A 16,741-nucleotide genomic window follows, 5' to 3' on the forward strand; every position below is an offset into this window, starting at 1 on the left:
GCTACGCCGCATGGTTGGCCGCCCCTCGTTGCACGTGACGCCAACGCGCGAGTACGAGCAGGCCGACCACGACCGGTACGACCTGGACCGCGACCCGCCAGACGAGCAGTCCGGCGACCATGGTCGTCGCCTCGAAGTCGCTGTGCGAGGAGACGAACGCCGCGTAGCTCGCGTCGAACACGCCCGCGCCCATCAGCGGCAGGCCCGTGAACGGGTAGATGACAAGGAAGGTGCACGCGAGCAGCAGGACAGTCGAGGTGCTCATCGGTACGCCGACGAACCCGAGGCACAGGACGAGTACGCCGGCCTCGACGACGACCAGGGCGCACAGACTGACCACGGCCAATCGCCCTTGCGTCTTCAACAGCCCCGCGCTGTGTGCCTGGAAGTCCACCAGCCGCTCGGCCCATTCGTCCGGTCCCTTGGCCGAAGGCCGCACCTTTCGTATCAGCGTGCCGAGCAACCGCCCGAGCGCCGCGGCCGTCCGTTCCGCGCGTACGGCGTACACCAATCCGGCCAGCAACGCCGCGGCACCCGCGCCGAACACGAGCGCCGCCCAGCCGAACGGAGCGTAGAACGTCCGGGTCGCCCAGAACACGACGAACCCGAGGACCGGCGCCGCCAGCCGTGCGACGTAGAACATCACCGTGCTGAGCGTCAGCCCCGACGCGGCCGCCTTCGCGTCGATACCCCACGAGCGCAGCATGGCCAGCCGTACGACGACATCGCCCGGCGACGGCGCGATCGTTGCCACGGAGGCCGCCGCGACGTCGTTGACCATCGCGCGCGGGACCTTGAGGCCGGTGACGAACAGGGCCAGCGGAGCCGCGAGTACGAACCGCCTGATTGGCAGGACGAGCAGGATCACCACGATCTGCCACGGGCTCAGGTGCGTGACCGCGTGCCCGACCTGGCTCCAGTCGATCGCCCGCAGCAACCGGAGCAGCAGCCACGCGACGACGGCAACGACCAGGATCCGGGCAACCCGAACCACGGCGCCCGGTACCCGGCGCCGGGTCGCTGCATGGTCTGCCACCTCACCACCATGCCGTCGTCGCCGTACGGCCGCCTCCCACGATCCGGGGGAGCCGCCGGCTATCGCCCGGGAAGGGTGATGCACCGCCGCCGCGGCTTGGACACAGTGGGTACGAAAGGGGCGTTGTCATGGGCCACTACGTGATCCGGGTGCAGGGCACGCTGTCGCACGAGCTCACCGACGCGTTCCCGGCGCTGGCGGTCGAGTCCGAGCCGGTGCAGACCGTGCTGCACGGCGACCTGGCCGACCAGGCCGCGCTGGCTGGCATCCTGAACCACCTCGACATGCTCGGCGTCAACATCCTGGAAGTGCTGCAGATCCCGCCGTTCGATCCGGCCGACTGAGCCGCGTCGCGACCAGCGCCGCGCCGACCACCAGCGCGCCGACCACGAAGACCACGACCAGCGTCGTCCACAGGGATCGCGTCACGACGTCGAACACCGCCGTCGCCGGGAACCCGTCCGGCAGCCGGTCCGGCGCGACCCGCCGGCCGATCAGCAGGACGATGCCCAGGACAACCATCGACGCGGCGACACCGAGACCGATGCCGATCAGCGTACGGCGACGCCTGGTCGCGACGGCCAGGCCGAGTACGAGCAGCGCACCGGCGACGTACGGCAGGATCGCGCCGTACCGGTCGAGCAGGCGGTACGCCCGTTGTGCTTTGGGCAGATCCGGCGAGGAGAACACGTCGAACGACTGATGGACGTCCGGGATCCGTTGCGCGGCGGTAAACCCCGACGCGACCAGCCGATCCCTCGCCGCCGCCACGAACGGGCCGAGGTCGATGCTGATCGTGTCGCCGTTGACGCTCGCCGGACCGCGCCCGTTGAGCAGCTCGATCAGTTGCCCGTGCGCCACCTGGTTGGCGTTGCGCCAGAGACTCTGGAAGGTGTCGCTCTCGACCAGCTGACCTACCTGGCCGCGGACGACACCGCGGGCGGTGTTCGCGATCCGGTCCGGCAGGTTGCGCAGGATCACCGCCGTGACCTGGTCGGCGACCGCGTTCCGTACGCCGGAATCGGCGGCCAGAGGTGCGACGGTGTCGACGTACCGCTGGGTGTCCGTCACGTGGGTGCGCGCCCAGGCCGCGGTGACCGCGACAGGCGCGAGGAGGCAGCCGGCCACGATCAGGACGACCGCGACCACGGTCCTGACCTTGTGTGTGTCCTCCATGGACTGCCTCCGGCGTCACCAGGAGCGTGACCGGTCGGGGCCGCGGTTTCCTCCTCCAGATCGGGTGAGCAGTTCTGCGTCGTGCCGCCGTACGCTGCGGTGGTGACCGAGCCGACCGTTTTTCGTGAGGTGCGTGTCCTGGACGTACGCCGCGGGAGCCTCGGCGACCCGGTCCAGGTCGTGGTCCAGGACGGCGTCATCTCCGCGATCGCGCCGACGGTCTCCGAGCCGGCCGGCGCACGCGTCGTACCGGGGGAGGGGCGGACGCTGATGCCGGGGCTGATCGACGCGCACTGGCATTCGCTGTTCGCGGCTGTGCCGTTGATGACTGCGATGATGGGCGACGTCGGGTACCTGCACATCGTCGCAGCGGCCACTGCGCGGGAGACGTTGCTGCGTGGCTTCACCACGGTGCGGGATGCCGGCGGTCCTTCGCTGGGGTTGAAGCAGGCGATCGACGCCGGGCTGGTGCCTGGGCCGCGGATCTATCCGTCCGGGGCGATGATCTCGCAGACCGGTGGGCACGGCGATTTCCGCACGCGGCATGAGGTTCCGCGGGGGCGTACCGGGCATTTGAGTCATGCCGAGTTGGTGGGGGCGGTGCGGATCGCTGATGGGGTGAGCGCGGTCTTCGAGGCGGCTCGGGAGCAGTTGATGCTCGGGGCCTCGCAGTTGAAGTTGATGGCCGGCGGGGGTGTGGCTTCGCCGTACGATCCGTTGGACGTCACGCAGTACACGGAGGATGAGCTGCGGGCGGCGGTGGAGGCGGCGGAGAACTGGGGGACGTATGTGATGGTGCATGCGTATACGCCGCGCGCTGTGCAGCAGTCGGTCCGGGCTGGAGTGAAGTGCATCGAGCATGGGCAGTTGCTGGACGACGCGACCGCTTCGTTGATGGCGGAGAACGGGGTTTGGTGGTCGCTGCAGCCGTTCCTGGACGATGAGGACGCACCGCCGGTGCCGCCGGGGAACCAGTCGAAGTTCGATCAGATGGCGCGGGGGACGGACACGGCGTACGAGCTGGCGCGGAAGCACGACGTACGGCTGGCTTGGGGGACGGATACGTTGTTCGACCCCGGGCTGGCGGCCAAGCAGGGGAAGCAGCTGGCGAAGATGACGCGATGGTTCACGCCGGCCGAGGTGTTGGCGATGGCAACCGTCACCAACGCCGAGCTGCTGGCGCTGGCCGGCGAACGAAACCCGTACCCCGGCACCCTCGGCCTCGTCGAGGAAGGCGCCCTCGCCGACCTGATCCTCGTCAACGGCAACCCCCTCGAAAACCTCCAACTCCTGGCGACACCTGACACGTCGTTCGCCCTAATCATGAAACAAGGCACCATCGCCAAGAACGTGAAGTAGCCCCACGTCCAACGCGCAGCAGCCCCCTCGCGTGCTCCGCAGGCGCTCCTGTCGCCGCGCTCCCATCCGCCCCCACTCCGCGCGCTACCCACCCTCCGGCTAACGCCGGCAACCTCTTCCGGCTGGCGCCGGGTTGTTGCTGGCTGCCGCAGGCGTGTTGCGGGCTGCCGCTCGCGGGCGTAGGTCGGGAAGGGGGTTCTGCCATTACCTGGAACAACGCGGCCTGGCACCCCGCCCCGAACAACGGTTGCCTTGAACTGGCGACCAGCGGCACCACCGCAAGCCTCCACCCAACGATAGGACCCACCAATGGAACTCGTCCCCTTCAAGGACACCGGCAAAGCACCGGCGCAGAACTTCACCGGTGACGTCTACGTCACCTCGATCAAGACCCCGACTGAACCATCCCGCCTCACCGCCGCACTGGTCCGCTTCACGCCAGGCGCGCGTACCAACTGGCACTCCCACGCTCTCGGCCAGACCCTCCACGTCACCGAAGGCGTCGGGTACGTCGGAACCCGGGACGGCAAGGTCATCCGCATGCGTGCCGGCGACACCGTCTGGACTCCACCAGGTGAAGAACACTGGCACGGCGGCACCGCCACCACCTTCATGTGCCACATCGCCATGCTCGAAGCATCCGCCGAGGGAGATCCGACGACCTGGCTGGAGCCCGTCACCGACGAGACCTACCAATCCGCGGGCAACTAGACCCACCCCGAAATGTCATCCAAGGCGCCCTAGCGCCGACTCGACAGCGTGCTCGACCCGAGACGTCATCCCAGGCACGTCAACAGGCCGGCGCCCAGCGACCTGACCGCGGATCCACTTCGCCCCGCTGTCGTCATAGTGCAGCAAGGCATACAGGTCCCACCACGGATCGAGAGTCACCCCGGCCATCGACTCGTACAGCGACCGAAGCTCCTCCGCCCACTCAGCCGAGTACAGCGCCGCCAAGTACCGCCGGCAATGCCCGACATCAATCCCCCGCGACCCCCGATGGATCGAATTCCAATCGGTCAGCCCAGTGATCCGCCCGCGCGACCACAGCAGGTTGACGGGCAGGAGATCGCAATGCAGAAAGACGGCCTCGTCCTTCGGCGGCGGCGTAGCCATGACACCGAACGCCGCCTCCCACACGGCCGGCTTCCGTGCGTCGACCGGCACCCGCAACCCGTCTCGAGGAGCGATCCACGAATCCACCCAAGGCCTGAACGTCTTCGCGGGCAGATCGAGCGAATGCAGCAAGACAGCAATCTCCGCGATCCTCGTCAGCCACAACCGGGGTTCCGCCGGATCGAGGTCGACATGCCCCTGCAACCGCGTCATCAGCAACGACGGCGCGCCACCTGTCGCAGCACCGGCGACGTCAGCGGCGAGGATGCCGGGAACCGGGAGCCCGCTGCCCGCCACCACACGAAGGTTGGCGATCTCCGTCTCCAACGGCTCCTGCAGACCGAGCCCACCCGGGTACTGCCGCAGTACGACGAACGTCCGCACTCCGCGCCGCTCGACTGTCAGCCGATGTACGGCGGAGCAGACACCGCCGGTCAATCGCCGACGGCCGACGACGCGACTGCCCCGACCCATCGACGCCGCAACCCAGGCGAGCGTCTCCGCGGAGGGCCGACGCTGCCTGAACCCGCCGTCCCTCCAGTCGCCGTCGGTCATGACCGCGAGCCTATTCGCGAGCGGCCCACGGCAGTACCGGATTTAGGTAGTTGAGGTACGCGCGAACTCTTCCCACGCACTGCCCCACGCCGCAGCGCGCCGACGTTCCAGGAGACCGGTGATGGCGCCGTAGATCAGCGTGCAGGTCAGCAGCGCGACCGCCAGAATCGTCACCCCGAAGACGATCGGGATCACGACGGTGCTGCCCTGGGTAGCGCCCTTCGGGAGGTAGCGGCCGTCGGTGCCGATGGTGATCTGCTCGTCGGTGCCCGGCGGGGTGTCCGCGGGCGCCTGGATCATCCCGGTACGCAGGTCGCCGGTCGTCGTGGTCCAGCGGGCCGGCACCGTGACGGTGGTGGAGATCGGGCCGGAGGATCCGAGCGGCGACCGGCCGACGCCGGTCGTCGTCGCCGTGGTCTGGGTGGCGCCTTGCCGGGCGGCGTGCAGGTCCTCGGCCGTCGTGCGGTGCACGTGCAGGGCCAGAAGCGTGACGAGCGGAACGGCTGCTGCGGCCACCAGAGCGCAGAGTGCGAGTACGGCGGCCTGGACCTTGTCGGTCCGGCGGCGGAGGGGATTGGGGCGGAACAGCCAGGTCCAGCGGCGTCGCTCGGGAACGGGTCGGTGCAGGGTCGAGGACGAGCCGTTCATGCGGCGATGCTCCTTCCACGGCGGCTTCGCGGGTGTAGCGCCGCCTGTCTTCGGGCGAGTCGGTGGAATCAGTCTAGCATTCATGGGATGATTGGATGACCCGGTGTTTTTGGAGGTGTTCAGCACATGCCGCTCGCGTCACCGAGCCGGACGGGGCTCGTCGATCAGGTGATCGCGTCGATGCAGCAGATGATCAGCACGCACGAGTGGCCGATCGGTGAACGGATCCCGACCGAGCCGGAGCTGGTCGCCGCCCTCGGCGTGGGCCGGAACACGGTCCGCGAGGCGGTCCGCGCGCTCTCGCATTCCGGCGTACTGGAGGCCCGCCAGGGCGACGGGACCTACGTCAGGGCGCCGAGCGAGCTGCCCGCGGCGCTGCGGCGGCGGGTGGCGGCGGCCGAGTTGCGTTCGGTGATCGAGGTACGTCGCGCCTACGAGACGGAAGCGGCCCGGCTCGCGGCGACCCGGCGTACCTCCGAGGACATCAAGGTGCTCGAGCGCGCCTGTGTGGCGCGTGACGCCGCGTGGCGCGCGGGGGACCTCCGGGAGTTCGTCGACGCCGACGTCGCGTTCCATCTCGCCGTGGTGGACGCGGCCAAGAATCCGTTGCTCAGCGAGCTGTACGTCGCGTTCGCGGACCTGACGCGCGACAGCGTCGCCGCAGTGATCGGCCCGGAGCTGCGCGACGACAACTACGTCGACCACGGTCAACTGCTCGAGGCGCTCCGAGCCCAGGACGTCGACGCCGCAATGCAGGCCACCGCCTGCTTCCTCCGCGAGATCCTGCCCGACTGACTACGGCACCCGCTTGGCCATTGTGTCGAGGGTTGGCCATGGTGGGCCTGTGTGGAGGGCGTGGAGGAATGCCTCGCCGAACTCCCGGCCGTGGGGGAACTGGTCGCCGATGTCCCAGCGCCAGGCGGCGACCAGTGCGAGGACGAGCTCTCGGCAGGTGGCGAGCAGGTCTTCGTCGAGGTTCGGGTAGTGGTCGCAGACCGCTTCGGGGACGTGGGCCAGGTCGAGCTCGACGGGGCCGCGGCAGCAGGTCTCGAAGTCGATGAACAGCGGGCCCTCGCGGGTGCTGAGCAGGTTGCCGGGGTGTGGCTCGCCGTGGAGCAGTTGCTCGTCGCCGTTCTCGAGCTCCTGGCGGAGGGACTCCAGCCTGCTGCTGAGGAAGGTTCGCTCGGCGTCCGGGAGGTCCGGCGAGACGTCTGGGTTGCCGACGATTGCTTGGGCTGCGGCGATGCGGTCGGTGAAGCGCGGGCTCGGCAGATCCACCTTGCGCATGCCGGCGTGCAGCTGTGCCAGCGCGTCGGCGTACTCGGCCGGCGAGAGGTCGGCCGCCGTCTCGTAGAACGTCCACAGCGTCACCGCGAAACCGTCGCGGACATACACCCGCGGCTCCACCCGCGGGTCCAGGGCGGCAACCGGCGAACCGACCTCGGCGAGACGTTGCGCGAGCTCGATCTCGAACTCCGCGACCTCTACGCCCACCGGCGCGACGCGGGCGAAGGCGTCGCACGGCGTCAGTCGTACGGCGAGCTTGTTCGAATTGTGGAGAACGGTGCCGTCCTCGACCTGCAGACCCAGCGACGTGGCGATGGAGCTGGCGGTGGCGATCGCTCGCGTAACTTCGGACGGCTCCATGATTCGGTGACGCTACACCCGCGGTCGTGCCGTGTCCCTTGGATTTCTACCGGAGTACGCCGGCGACGTACTGCATCGCTCCCATGTTCATGAGGTCCACGGGAGTGAGGTTGTGGGTGGCCAGGAGTGCCTCGATGGTCGTTGTGGTCAGGGTCCAGCCGGCTGCGGCGAGATACGGGGCTGCTTCGTTGCGGGGGCCGTAGTAGCGGAGGGTGGAGGTGTCGTTCGACGTGCCCAGCTAGTCGGCGAGAGCTTGCAGACTTTGTTTGGTGTTGGCTTCTTCGGCTGCGGTCGGGGTGGGTTTGCTTTCGGTGGCTACGCGGCTGGCGGGGGCGCTGAGGTCGGTGATGGTGTCCAGGAGGCGGTCCTGGGCGTCAGCGGGCAGGTAGCCGAGCAGACCCTCGGCGCTCCAGGCGGTTGGCTGGGCGGGATCGAAGCCCGCGGCGCGGAGGGCGGCGGGCCAGTCCTCGCGAAGGTCGGCGGCTACCGGTCGGCGTACGGCGGTGGGGGCGGCGCCGAGGGTGCTGAGCGTGCGGGTCTTGAAGTCGATGACCTCCGGCTGGTCGAGCTCATAGACGACCGTGCCGGCCGGCCAGGGGAGCCGGTACGCGCGCGAGTCCAGGCCGGACGCGAGGATCACTACCTGCCTGATGCCGGACTCCGTCGCGGCGAGGAAGTACTCGTCGTAGAACTTCGTGCGGATCTTCGCGATGTCGATCCACAGCTGATCGATCGGTACGTCGCCGTTCGCCAACTGGACGATGTGCTCGACGCCGACGGCCCGGACGAGCGGCCCGGCGAACGGATCGTCGAACAACCGCGGCTCGGTACGGCTCGCGACCGCGCGCGCCGCCGCCGACATCGTGGCCGTCGTACCGACGCCGGAGGCGAGGTCCCACGAGTCGCCGTCGTACCTGGTGGAAGTCATGCCCGCACTGTAGGTGCCGCCTCCGACACAAACTGCGTTTGGCTAAGCTGGGCGCTGTTATGGATCGATCTGGGGCGTGGCTGCGGCTGGTGCTGCGAGGGCTGGCGTTGGTCGCCGCGCTCGTGGCCGTGTCCGCGTTCCACAGCTCCGCCTCGGAACCGGTGGGTGCGGCCCAGCCGGTCGCGGTGACGACGGACCTCGTCGGGCCCTTGCACGTCGACCTGAACGACGTACCGTCGGCGGTTCCGGACGAGGACTATCACGCGCATCTGTTCGTCGTGTTCCTGTTCGGCGGGCTGCTGCTCGCGTTCGCCGTACGGCCGCTGGCGTATGCCGTCGGTGATCTCTGGCGTACGACGACCCGCCGCGGCGCGACCGCTCCGCCGCGGCCCACAACCCCTTCGCTGACAAGCCTCTGCGTCCTGCGGACGTGATCCGGCGTACGTCCTGAGTGGCAGCCCGCCACCACTTCGTCGTACTCGAATCCAGAGGAGAGCTATGTCTGCCAACGCCAGAATTTCGATCGGTATCGCGGCCGCCTTCGCCGTCGTGGTCGCCGTACCACTTGCCACCAGCAACCGAACCGCCGACGACACGCCCGTGGCGGCCCCGGACCGCGTCGTCCGTGCGGACAGTCATCGGCTCGGTACCGCGGCCGACGGGAAGGTCACGTTCGTGGAGTTCCTCGACTTCGAGTGCGAGGCCTGCGGGGCGGCGTACCCGGCGGTGGAGAAGCTGCGCAAGGACTACGCCGGCAAGGTCACGTTCGTGGTGCGGTACTTCCCGATCCCGAGCCACTTGAACGCCGAACGCGCGGCCCGGGCCGTCGAGGCTGCCGCCGCGCAGGGCAAGTTCGAGGCGATGTACCAGAAGATGTACGAGACCCAGACCGAGTGGGCCGAGCAGCAGGTGCCGGCCGACGTGCGCTTCCGGTCGTACGCCGAGGCGCTCGGGCTGGAGTTGGCGGCCTGGGACAAGGCCTACAACGAGCCGGCCACCCTCGACCGGATCCGGAAGGACGTTGTCGATGGCAAGGAACTCGGTGTCACCGGCACGCCGACGTTCTTCCTGAACGGCACCAAGCTCGAGCCGAAGTCCGTCGACGACCTGACCGCGAGCATCGATGCCGCGCTCGAGTAGGCCGCCGGCGAGTGCCCCACGACCGCTGGCCTGGTTGCTGCTGCTCGGCGGCGCGGCCGGGCTGGCGGCGGCGACCGCACTGACGATCGAGAAGCTGCGGTTGCTGCGCGACCCGACGTACGTCCCGTCCTGCAGCATCAACCCGGTGCTGTCCTGCGGCTCGGTGATGTCGACCCCGCAGGCCGAGGCGTTCGGCTTCCCGAACCCGCTGCTCGGCATCGCGGGCTTCGCGGTCCTCACGACGGTCGGCGCCGTCCTCCTCGCCGGCGGCGCCTTGGCCCGCTGGTTCTGGATCGGCCTCCAGGTGGGTGTCACGTTCGGCGCGGTCTTCGTGCATTGGCTGATCTTCCAGAGCCTGTACCGCATCGGCGCGCTGTGTCCGTACTGCCTGGTGGTTTGGGTCGTGACGATCCCGATCTTCTGGTACGTCACTCAGCACAACCTGCGGAAGGCGAAGTACCACGCCGTCGTACTCACGGTCTGGTACGTCGTCATCCTCGCGCTGATCACCCAACGCTTCTGGAGCTACTGGAGCGGACTCGGTTGACCAGCAGGAGTACGAGGGCGACCGCCTGGATCGCGATGAGGGTCGTGACGAGGGCGGGCACGGAGACGTCGTACAGCACGCCGGTCAGGGCGCCGCCGACGAGGGTGGCCACGCCCATGATCCCGGCGAAGACGCCGTACGCCGTGGCGCGGCGGCCCACCGGGACGAGGTCCGCGACGGTGGCGCGCAGCGTGGACTCCTGGACACCGACCGCTGCGCCCCACAACAACGCGCCGGCGACGGCGAGCCAGGCTGTGCGGGTGAATACGAGCAACGGCGTGGCTGCGCCGAGCAGTGGCAGTACGGCGAGCGTCTTGGCGCCGGTCCGGTCGTAGAGCCAGCCGGTGGCGAGTGCCGCGAGCGCGTCGACGCCCATGGCCGCGGCGTACACCACCGGCACGGCGGCGACGGGCAGGAGGTTCTCCCGCACCAGATGGAACGAGAGCACGCCGAACGTCGCGAATCCGGACATCGTCGCCGCGGTGAAGGCGGCGTACGCCCAGAACGCCCGCGGCAGCCGGCCGGATTCATCGGGTACGCCGGCCGACGGCGTCGGCTCGTAGCCGGCTGGGTTGGGTACCCGTGAGCGCAGCCAGAACAGCAGCGCGATCGCCGCCGCGCCGGGGATGGCGAGTACGCCGAGCGCCGGGGCGTAGTCGTCACCCGTTACCGCGAGGATGCCCGCGACGGTCAGCGGGCCGATGACGGCGCCGACCTGGTCCATCGCCTCGTGGACCGCGAATCCCTTGCCGCGGCCGGTGACGGCGGTCGCGTGCGAGACGAGGGTGTCCTTGGCGGGGGAGCGGACGGCCTTGCCGACCCGTTCAGCGATGACGAGCGCCGATGCCACCCACAACACTCCGGCCACGCCGAGGAAGGGGACGGCGACGGCGGTCACGACGTACCCGAGGATCGTCCACGTCCAGAACCGCTGCGTGCGGTCGGCCAGCGGGCCGGAGATGAGGCGCAGCCCGAACGCCGCCGCCTCGCCGACCCCGGTGACGATCCCGACGACGGCCCCCGAGGCGCCGAGGGCCGCCAGCAGCGGACCGGTGATCGAGCGGGCGCCCTCGTAGACGAAGTCCATCAGCAGGCTGACGACACCGAACGCGAGGATGAACCGCCAGGCAGACAAGCCTTTCCGGGGCACGGTTCAGTCTGCGCAGCAGCCGTCGGTGCATCCGCGACCGCTGGTGGTGGCCGGGGCGCAGCAGCCCTCACCCCGCCACGCTTCGAGTCCTTCGCGGACGGCGACGGCCGCGATCACCAGGCCGGCGATCGGGTCGGCCCAGGACCAGCCGAGGGTCGCGTTGAGCAGCAGGCCCGCGAGCAGAACCGCCGACAGATAGGTGCACAACAGCGTTTGGGTGCCGTCGGCAACCACTGCGTTGGAGCCGAGCGCCTTGCCGGTACGGCGCTGGGCCCAGGAGAGGAACGGCATGACGATGAGCGACGCGATCGCGATGCCGATGCCGACGGGGGAGGTGTCCGGGTGACTGCCGCCGATGAGCGACCGCAACGACTCGAACGTCACGTACGCAGCGAGGCCGAAGAACGAGAGCGCGAGCAGCCGCAGCGCCTGGCGCTCACGCGTCTCGGGCAGACGGTGACGGAACTGCCACAGAATGATCAGCCCACTGGACACCTCCACAACGGAGTCCAGCCCGAACCCGACCAGTGCGACCGACCCCGCCGCGGCACCGGCCGAGATGGCAACGACAGCCTCAACGATGTTGTAGGCAACCGACGCCCCCGCCAGCAGCTGCGCCCGACGACTCAGCTTCCGCCGCCGCTCCGGGTCGGTGGTCCAGGTACTTGGCGGTGAGGTGATCTCGCTCACTCGTCGCCTCCCTGGGCCGCGGTTCCGTACACCGGGCAGAGCGCAACAGCGTCACCTGTCAGGCCGAGCAGCCGCTCCGCAGCGGTCAGCAGTTCGAGCGTCGCCTCCGGGTGCGTCAGGCGAAACAGCGAGGCTCGACCTTGCGGCCGGGACTCGACCAACCCACAGTCCCGCAAACACGCCAGGTGCTTCGACACCGTGGACTGCGCCAGCCCGAGGTGCTCGGTCAGCTCCACCACCCGATGCTCGCCCAACGCCAGATGCCGAACGATCGCCAACCGCGACGCATCACTGAACCCGTGAAACAAGCAAGCCGCCACGGACAACGCGGCAGTCTCGTCGACCACATCCTGCCCACTCATCGCCATACGGCGATGTTATCGCCAGTCCTCCGCTTAGTCCACAGGTATGTGCTAGCGCGGGGAAGTGCGGTGGGGTCGTTGGTGGAGCGAGGGGTGTTTGGGGGAGAGAAAGACCGTTACTGTGCCCGGCTTGTTGGGGTGGGCGGGGTGCCAGCCGAGGTGGTTGTAGAAGGCGACGGTGTCGGTTGCCCAGGTGGGGGTCAGGAGCCAGGCTCGGTGGTTGGGGGCGTGTCGGGTGAGGAGGGTGAGTAGGTGGCGGGCGAGTCCGCTGCGGCGGGCGGATGGGCGTACGCCGAGTTCGTCGACCTCGAGTGCGCCGACGAGGAGGTTCTCGACGGCGGATTCGCCGAACTGTTGGAGGACCGTGCCGTAGGCGCGGTCGGTCCGGAACGGCGTCGGTGTGATCCAGCCCGTGGCGAATCCGTCGACGCGGCCCTCGGCGCCGGCAACCACCCCGCGGAAGCCGGGGCGGCGGATGTCGGCGGCGAGTCGTTCCAGGAAGTGCGCGACGGAGTCCTGGGGCCGGTCGAAGGGCGGGCGGCTGAAGACTTCGCCGTACGCGTCGGCCAACTGGTCTTCGATTGCGAGGATTTCCGTTCCGGCGTACTCGGTGAACGTCATGCGGCGGCGCGTTTCCAGGCGGCGGTGCGGAGGAGGCGGAGGCCGTTGAGGCCGACGATGACGGTGGAGCCTTCGTGGCCGGCGACGCCGAGCGGGAGGGGGAGGTGGCCGAGGAGGTCCCAGGTGACCAGGACCGTGATGAAGGTGGCGGCGATGATCAGGTTGGCGGTCACGACGCGGCGGGCGCGGCGGGAGAGTTCGATGACGGTGGGGATGGTGGTGAGGTCGTCGCGGACGATGACCGCGTCGGCGGTCTGCAGGGTGAGGTCGGAGCCGGCGCCACCCATCGCGATGCCGGTGTCTGCGGCCGCGAGGGCCGGCGCGTCGTTGATCCCGTCGCCGACGGCGGTGACGCGTTCGCCGGTGGATTGAAGGTGGTGGATGTGCGCGACCTTGCCGTCCGGGAGGAGTTCGGCATGTACGTCGTGGATGCCTACGGCGGAGGCGATCGTGTGCGCGGCGGGGGTGTTGTCACCGGTGAGGAGTACGGGCGCTTGCCCGGTGACGGAGGTGATCCCGGCCACCGCAGCCGCAGCCTCCGCCCGAAGCTGATCGACAATCCCGAACACAGCAACCGGTTCATCGTCCACAGCCATCACCACAGCAGTAGCTCCCGTCGCCTGCAGCTCCCGCACCACACCAAGCGAACGGGTTGGGGCGCCGAGGGTGAGGTGATGGTTGTTGACGGTGGCGGTGATGCCTTGGCCGGGGGTGGCGTGGAAGGTTTGGACTGGGTGGAGGGGGAGGTGGCGGGCTTGGGCTGCTTGGACGATTGCGGTGGCCAGGGGGTGTTCGCTGGGGTGTTCGGCGGAGGCGGCTAGGACGAGGAGGTCGTTTTCGGAGAGTTGGGTGGTGGGTAGGGGGTGGACGGCGGCGAGGTGGGGTGTGCCGCGGGTGAGGGTGCCGGTTTTGTCGAGTGCTACCCGAGTGGTCGTACCGAGGGTTTCCATGACTACGGCGGATTTCACCAGTACTCCGTGGCGGCCGGCGTTGGCGATGGCGGCCAGGAGGGGTGGCATCGTCGCGAGTACGACGGCGCACGGGGAGGCGACGATCATGAAGGTCATTGCCCGGAGCAACGTTGGGGTGAATGCGTGGCCGAGCAGCAGCGGGACCGCGAACAGCAGGACGGTGACGGTGACCATTCCGATCGAGTAGCGCTGCTCGACCTTGTCGATGAACAGTTGCGTTTTGGCCTTGGTTCGCGACGCCTCTTCCACCAGCGCGGCGATGCGCGCGACCACCGATTCGCCGGCCGGGCGATCGACCCGGACACGCAGTACGCCGCTCCCGTTCACGGTGCCGGCGAACACCTCGTCGCCGATGGTCTTGTCGACCGGCAGCGGCTCACCCGTGATGGTGGCCTGATCGACCTCACTCCCGCCGTCGATGACAGTCCCGTCCGCACCGATCCGCTCACCGGGCCGAACCAGTACAACATCCCCGACAACCAACTCACCGACCCGAACCGTCGCCTCGACCAACGCCCCGCCCGGCGCCGTGTTGTTGGGGTGTCCGGTGCTTGTTGTGGTCTGGTCGCGCAGACGGGTCGCGGTTTCCGGTGCGAGGTCAAGTAGGCCGCGGACCGAGTCCTCGGTGCGCTTCGTTGCCACCGCCTCCAAGGCGCCTGATGTTGCGAAGATGACGATCAGCAGGCCGCCGTCCAGCACCTGGCCGATCGCCGCGGCGGCGATCGCGGCCACGACCATCAGCAGGTCGACGTCCAGGCGTCGCTCGCGCAGCGCCTGCAGCCCGGCCAAACCAGGCTCCCACCCGCCGGCCGCGTAGCAAGCGAGGAACAACCGCCACGTCACCCAACCGGCCGCACCGGACAACTGCGCAACGAGCCCGGCCAGGAACAGCACCGTCGCAACGCCGGCCCACCGCACCTCGGCCAGCGACCACGCGCTCCGCCACCACGACTCCCGGACCAGACCCGGAACACTCGCCGACACAACCGGCTTCAGTTCAACGCTCACCGAACCAGCTTACATGCGCAAGCATGCAGGTACGCAAGTAAGCAGGTAAGAGTAAGATCACCCCATGCACTCGTCGATCGAGGATTTCGAGATGCCGAACGAGGAGCAGGTGCACCTCGCGGCGGAGTCGTTCCGGCTGCTCGCGGACCCGACCCGGATCAAGGTCCTGTGGGCGCTGCTGCAGGGCGAGTCGTCCGTCGCCTGCCTGGCGGAGCTCGCCGGTGCCGCGCCGACCGCGGTCAGCCAGCACCTGGCGAAGCTGCGCCTCGCCGGCCTGGTGAAGGGCCGCCGCGAAGGTACCTTCGTGTACTACTCGGCCGCCGACGACCACGTCAAGGATCTCCTGGATCAGGCGCTCTTCCACGCCGACCAGCTCGACCGCGACGACGCTACTCCGACGGGCGGAACACGAACCAGCGCAGTGCGCAGTACATGAAGATGCCCTCGCAGAGGCCGGCGGTGATGCGGGAGAGGTGGTACTCGACGCCCACGGCGGAGAGGGCCGTGGTGAGGCCGAGGATCAGCGCGAAGTAGTTGACTGCGACAACGATCGCGTACTTCGCGAGTTGTGGGCCGACCGGTGCGTGTGAACGGAAGTTGAACGCGCGGTTGAGAACGTAGCTCACCGCGAACGCCGTGCAGTACGCGATCGTGATCGCCAGCCACAGCGGGAGCCGCGCCCACGAACGGAGCGCGGTGAGCAGCGCGAGGTCGACGCAGAACGTGAAGCCGTTGATGAGTGCGAAGCCGATCAGGCTCGGCGGGACTCTCGTTGAGAGCTTTCCGGGGAGCCTGCGGGTGACCGCGGTCATCGCTGCTGCGAAGCGCTCGCTGACGGGCCGGGTCTGCGTGTGGGTCGTCGTTGCCACATAGTGAGTGTTACGGCTCGCACAAGTCAGCGTGCGTCCGGGGTCTGGTTTCGCAGCGATCGGCGGGCGAGCATGCCGAGTGCGAGGCCGAGTGACCAGCCGCCGACGGTGTCGGTCGGCCAGTGGTAATGGAGCTGAACGGTCGCGACGGCCACGCCGGCGGAGATGACGGGTACGGCCCAGACCGTCAGCCGGTCGAGGCGGGTGCCGGTGGTGGTGAGCAGGGTGACCGCGATCAGGAGCAGCGCGTGGCTGTCGGCGGTATGACCCGACGGCCAGGACATGCCGGCGTCCCAGAGGCGGTCGACGTGCGAGCGCGGCGGCGTACGGCCGACGGCGAGTTTCGTGAGCCAGATCGCCGCCTCGATGATCGCGATCCAGACGGCCGCCCGGACCAGCTGCCGGATCGGGCGGCGCCGGTACAGGTGCAGCAGCGCGGTCCCGACGAGAACGACGGTCAGGACCGCGAAGCCGCCGATGTCCGCGAGCGCCTGCCACCACGTCGACGACGGTTCGCCGGCCGGACGAGCGACCGGGATGACGTGGTGGTCCCAGGAGCGCAGTACGCCGATCGTGACGAGGTCGAGCAGTGTCGCGACGAACACGAACACCCCGAGCCCGATCACGATCCGACTGTCTCTCAGGTTCACACGGACCGAGCGTACGGGGTCGCGGAAATCAGTGGTGGTGGGCAACCAGTTCGTGCGCTGCCGTCGCCTCCGGATCGAGAGGTTCGGCGTGGATGGTGGCCGAGGTCAGTCGCCGTACGCCGTGCACGAGGTCGTGCTCGACCTGATGGCTGAGGTGGTGGGCGTCGACGAGCGAGGTGTTCGTGTCGACGCTGATCCGGGCCTCGGCGCGCAGGCTGTGCCCGAGCCAGCGGAGCTGGACGCCGTGGACGTCGATGACGCCGGGCGT

Annotated in this window: 22 protein-coding genes; 8 read left to right on the forward strand and 14 right to left on the reverse strand. The window is 69.0% G+C overall.

Features of this window, described 5'->3' with window-relative positions:
- Position 1: 1 nt before the first annotated feature.
- On the reverse strand, positions 2-1,036 hold the full coding sequence (locus ACFV9C_RS36070; protein WP_380200822.1) for a lysylphosphatidylglycerol synthase domain-containing protein: 1,035 nt from the start codon (positions 1,034-1,036) through the stop codon (positions 2-4).
- Between the two features lie 128 nt (positions 1,037-1,164).
- Here ACFV9C_RS36070 and ACFV9C_RS36075 point away from each other — a divergent pair, with 128 nt between their 5' ends.
- Complete coding sequence (locus tag ACFV9C_RS36075; RefSeq protein WP_380200824.1) at positions 1,165-1,380, forward strand: hypothetical protein; 216 nt, start codon at positions 1,165-1,167, stop codon at positions 1,378-1,380.
- On the opposite strand, the gene ACFV9C_RS36080 is transcribed toward ACFV9C_RS36075, so the two are convergent.
- Positions 1,331-2,212, reverse strand: a complete 882-nt coding sequence (locus tag ACFV9C_RS36080) for a hypothetical protein (RefSeq protein WP_380200826.1) — start codon at positions 2,210-2,212, stop codon at positions 1,331-1,333. The genes ACFV9C_RS36075 and ACFV9C_RS36080 overlap by 50 nt on opposite strands.
- A gap of 102 nt (positions 2,213-2,314) precedes the next feature.
- Here ACFV9C_RS36080 and ACFV9C_RS36085 point away from each other — a divergent pair, with 102 nt between their 5' ends.
- Positions 2,315-3,571 (forward strand): amidohydrolase family protein, encoded by a 1,257-nt coding sequence (locus ACFV9C_RS36085; RefSeq protein WP_380200828.1) that lies wholly within the window; start codon positions 2,315-2,317, stop codon positions 3,569-3,571.
- 309 nt (positions 3,572-3,880) lie between these two features.
- Positions 3,881-4,282 (forward strand): cupin domain-containing protein, encoded by a 402-nt coding sequence (locus tag ACFV9C_RS36090; RefSeq protein ID WP_380200830.1) that lies wholly within the window; start codon positions 3,881-3,883, stop codon positions 4,280-4,282.
- 15 nt (positions 4,283-4,297) lie between these two features.
- Here the strand turns inward: ACFV9C_RS36090 and ACFV9C_RS36095 are convergent, their stop codons facing one another.
- Together ACFV9C_RS36095 and ACFV9C_RS36100 are read right to left on the reverse strand one after the other, a co-directional pair.
- On the reverse strand, positions 4,298-5,242 hold the full coding sequence (locus tag ACFV9C_RS36095; RefSeq protein WP_380200832.1) for a phosphotransferase family protein: 945 nt from the start codon (positions 5,240-5,242) through the stop codon (positions 4,298-4,300).
- Positions 5,243-5,284: 42 nt separating this feature from the next.
- A complete protein-coding gene (locus ACFV9C_RS36100) occupies positions 5,285-5,890 on the reverse strand; it encodes a hypothetical protein (protein ID WP_380200834.1) in 606 nt (201 codons plus the stop codon).
- Positions 5,891-6,016: 126 nt separating this feature from the next.
- Here ACFV9C_RS36100 and ACFV9C_RS36105 point away from each other — a divergent pair, with 126 nt between their 5' ends.
- Entirely contained in the window at positions 6,017-6,685 is a 669-nt protein-coding gene (locus tag ACFV9C_RS36105; protein ID WP_380200836.1) for a FadR/GntR family transcriptional regulator, read from the forward strand.
- On the opposite strand, the gene ACFV9C_RS36110 is transcribed toward ACFV9C_RS36105, so the two are convergent.
- Complete coding sequence (locus tag ACFV9C_RS36110; RefSeq protein ID WP_380200838.1) at positions 6,686-7,537, reverse strand: phosphotransferase enzyme family protein; 852 nt, start codon at positions 7,535-7,537, stop codon at positions 6,686-6,688.
- 238 nt (positions 7,538-7,775) lie between these two features.
- A complete protein-coding gene (locus tag ACFV9C_RS36115) occupies positions 7,776-8,465 on the reverse strand; it encodes a class I SAM-dependent methyltransferase (RefSeq protein ID WP_380200840.1) in 690 nt (229 codons plus the stop codon).
- 59 nt (positions 8,466-8,524) lie between these two features.
- Here ACFV9C_RS36115 and ACFV9C_RS36120 point away from each other — a divergent pair, with 59 nt between their 5' ends.
- The 3 genes from ACFV9C_RS36120 to ACFV9C_RS36130 all read left to right on the forward strand — a co-directional run bounded on the left by ACFV9C_RS36120 (position 8,525) and on the right by ACFV9C_RS36130 (position 10,152).
- The gene (locus ACFV9C_RS36120) at positions 8,525-8,899 is read left to right on the forward strand and encodes a hypothetical protein (protein ID WP_380200842.1); all 375 of its coding nucleotides are present in this window, start codon (positions 8,525-8,527) and stop codon (positions 8,897-8,899) included.
- Between the two features lie 64 nt (positions 8,900-8,963).
- Positions 8,964-9,605 carry a DsbA family protein gene (locus tag ACFV9C_RS36125; RefSeq protein ID WP_380200844.1) on the forward strand — a complete coding sequence of 214 codons (642 nt, stop codon included), beginning with the start codon at positions 8,964-8,966 and terminating at the stop codon, positions 9,603-9,605.
- Complete coding sequence (locus tag ACFV9C_RS36130) at positions 9,589-10,152, forward strand: vitamin K epoxide reductase family protein (protein ID WP_380200847.1); 564 nt, start codon at positions 9,589-9,591, stop codon at positions 10,150-10,152. Before ACFV9C_RS36125 ends, ACFV9C_RS36130 begins: the two co-directional genes overlap by 17 nt.
- Here ACFV9C_RS36130 and ACFV9C_RS36135 read toward each other — a convergent pair.
- The 5 genes from ACFV9C_RS36135 to ACFV9C_RS36155 are packed head-to-tail and all read right to left on the reverse strand — an operon-like array spanning position 10,112 to position 14,954.
- Positions 10,112-11,302: an MFS transporter gene (locus ACFV9C_RS36135; RefSeq protein ID WP_380200849.1), complete on the reverse strand. Its 1,191-nt coding sequence runs from the start codon at positions 11,300-11,302 to the stop codon at positions 10,112-10,114. The two genes, ACFV9C_RS36130 and ACFV9C_RS36135, sit on opposite strands and share 41 nt — an antisense overlap.
- A gap of 3 nt (positions 11,303-11,305) precedes the next feature.
- Positions 11,306-11,992, reverse strand: coding sequence for a cation diffusion facilitator family transporter (locus ACFV9C_RS36140; RefSeq protein ID WP_380200851.1), 687 nt, complete (start codon positions 11,990-11,992; stop codon positions 11,306-11,308).
- Entirely contained in the window at positions 11,989-12,360 is a 372-nt protein-coding gene (locus ACFV9C_RS36145; RefSeq protein WP_380200853.1) for an ArsR/SmtB family transcription factor, read from the reverse strand. Before ACFV9C_RS36145 ends, ACFV9C_RS36140 begins: the two co-directional genes overlap by 4 nt.
- A 45-nt stretch (positions 12,361-12,405) precedes the next feature.
- Complete coding sequence (locus ACFV9C_RS36150; RefSeq protein WP_380200855.1) at positions 12,406-12,975, reverse strand: GNAT family N-acetyltransferase; 570 nt, start codon at positions 12,973-12,975, stop codon at positions 12,406-12,408.
- The gene (locus ACFV9C_RS36155; RefSeq protein WP_380200857.1) at positions 12,972-14,954 is read right to left on the reverse strand and encodes a heavy metal translocating P-type ATPase; all 1,983 of its coding nucleotides are present in this window, start codon (positions 14,952-14,954) and stop codon (positions 12,972-12,974) included. Before ACFV9C_RS36155 ends, ACFV9C_RS36150 begins: the two co-directional genes overlap by 4 nt.
- 64 nt (positions 14,955-15,018) lie before the next feature.
- Between ACFV9C_RS36155 and ACFV9C_RS36160 the strand changes: the two genes are divergently transcribed.
- A complete protein-coding gene (locus tag ACFV9C_RS36160) occupies positions 15,019-15,390 on the forward strand; it encodes an ArsR/SmtB family transcription factor (protein WP_380200860.1) in 372 nt (123 codons plus the stop codon).
- On the opposite strand, the gene ACFV9C_RS36165 is transcribed toward ACFV9C_RS36160, so the two are convergent.
- The 3 genes from ACFV9C_RS36165 to ACFV9C_RS36175 form a co-directional block, all read right to left on the reverse strand.
- Positions 15,344-15,823: a GtrA family protein gene (locus tag ACFV9C_RS36165; protein ID WP_380200862.1), complete on the reverse strand. Its 480-nt coding sequence runs from the start codon at positions 15,821-15,823 to the stop codon at positions 15,344-15,346. The genes ACFV9C_RS36160 and ACFV9C_RS36165 overlap by 47 nt on opposite strands.
- Before the next feature lie 26 nt (positions 15,824-15,849).
- Entirely contained in the window at positions 15,850-16,473 is a 624-nt protein-coding gene (locus ACFV9C_RS36170) for a phosphatase PAP2 family protein (protein WP_380200864.1), read from the reverse strand.
- Between the two features lie 28 nt (positions 16,474-16,501).
- Positions 16,502-16,741 (reverse strand): cation transporter dimerization domain-containing protein (locus tag ACFV9C_RS36175; protein ID WP_380200866.1); only part of this gene is annotated, 240 nt, incomplete at its 5' end.

This window comes from Kribbella sp. NPDC059898, assembly GCF_042730855.1.
Taxonomy (GTDB): domain Bacteria; phylum Actinomycetota; class Actinomycetes; order Propionibacteriales; family Kribbellaceae; genus Kribbella.

Excerpts from the sequence above, each read along its gene's own strand:
- ACFV9C_RS36075 (WP_380200824.1), top strand. The coding sequence starts at position 1,165 with ATGGGCCACTACGTGATCCGGGTGCAGGGCACGCTGTCGCACGAGCTC.
- ACFV9C_RS36080 (WP_380200826.1), bottom strand. The coding sequence starts at position 2,212 with ATGGAGGACACACACAAGGTCAGGACCGTGGTCGCGGTCGTCCTGATC.
- ACFV9C_RS36090 (WP_380200830.1), top strand. The coding sequence starts at position 3,881 with ATGGAACTCGTCCCCTTCAAGGACACCGGCAAAGCACCGGCGCAGAAC.
- ACFV9C_RS36095 (WP_380200832.1), bottom strand. The coding sequence starts at position 5,242 with ATGACCGACGGCGACTGGAGGGACGGCGGGTTCAGGCAGCGTCGGCCC.
- ACFV9C_RS36100 (WP_380200834.1), bottom strand. The coding sequence starts at position 5,890 with ATGAACGGCTCGTCCTCGACCCTGCACCGACCCGTTCCCGAGCGACGC.
- ACFV9C_RS36105 (WP_380200836.1), top strand. The coding sequence starts at position 6,017 with ATGCCGCTCGCGTCACCGAGCCGGACGGGGCTCGTCGATCAGGTGATC.
- ACFV9C_RS36110 (WP_380200838.1), bottom strand. The coding sequence starts at position 7,537 with ATGGAGCCGTCCGAAGTTACGCGAGCGATCGCCACCGCCAGCTCCATC.
- ACFV9C_RS36115 (WP_380200840.1), bottom strand. The coding sequence starts at position 8,465 with ATGACTTCCACCAGGTACGACGGCGACTCGTGGGACCTCGCCTCCGGC.
- ACFV9C_RS36120 (WP_380200842.1), top strand. The coding sequence starts at position 8,525 with ATGGATCGATCTGGGGCGTGGCTGCGGCTGGTGCTGCGAGGGCTGGCG.
- ACFV9C_RS36125 (WP_380200844.1), top strand. The coding sequence starts at position 8,964 with ATGTCTGCCAACGCCAGAATTTCGATCGGTATCGCGGCCGCCTTCGCC.
- ACFV9C_RS36130 (WP_380200847.1), top strand. The coding sequence starts at position 9,589 with ATGCCGCGCTCGAGTAGGCCGCCGGCGAGTGCCCCACGACCGCTGGCC.
- ACFV9C_RS36145 (WP_380200853.1), bottom strand. The coding sequence starts at position 12,360 with ATGGCGATGAGTGGGCAGGATGTGGTCGACGAGACTGCCGCGTTGTCC.
- ACFV9C_RS36150 (WP_380200855.1), bottom strand. The coding sequence starts at position 12,975 with ATGACGTTCACCGAGTACGCCGGAACGGAAATCCTCGCAATCGAAGAC.
- ACFV9C_RS36160 (WP_380200860.1), top strand. The coding sequence starts at position 15,019 with ATGCACTCGTCGATCGAGGATTTCGAGATGCCGAACGAGGAGCAGGTG.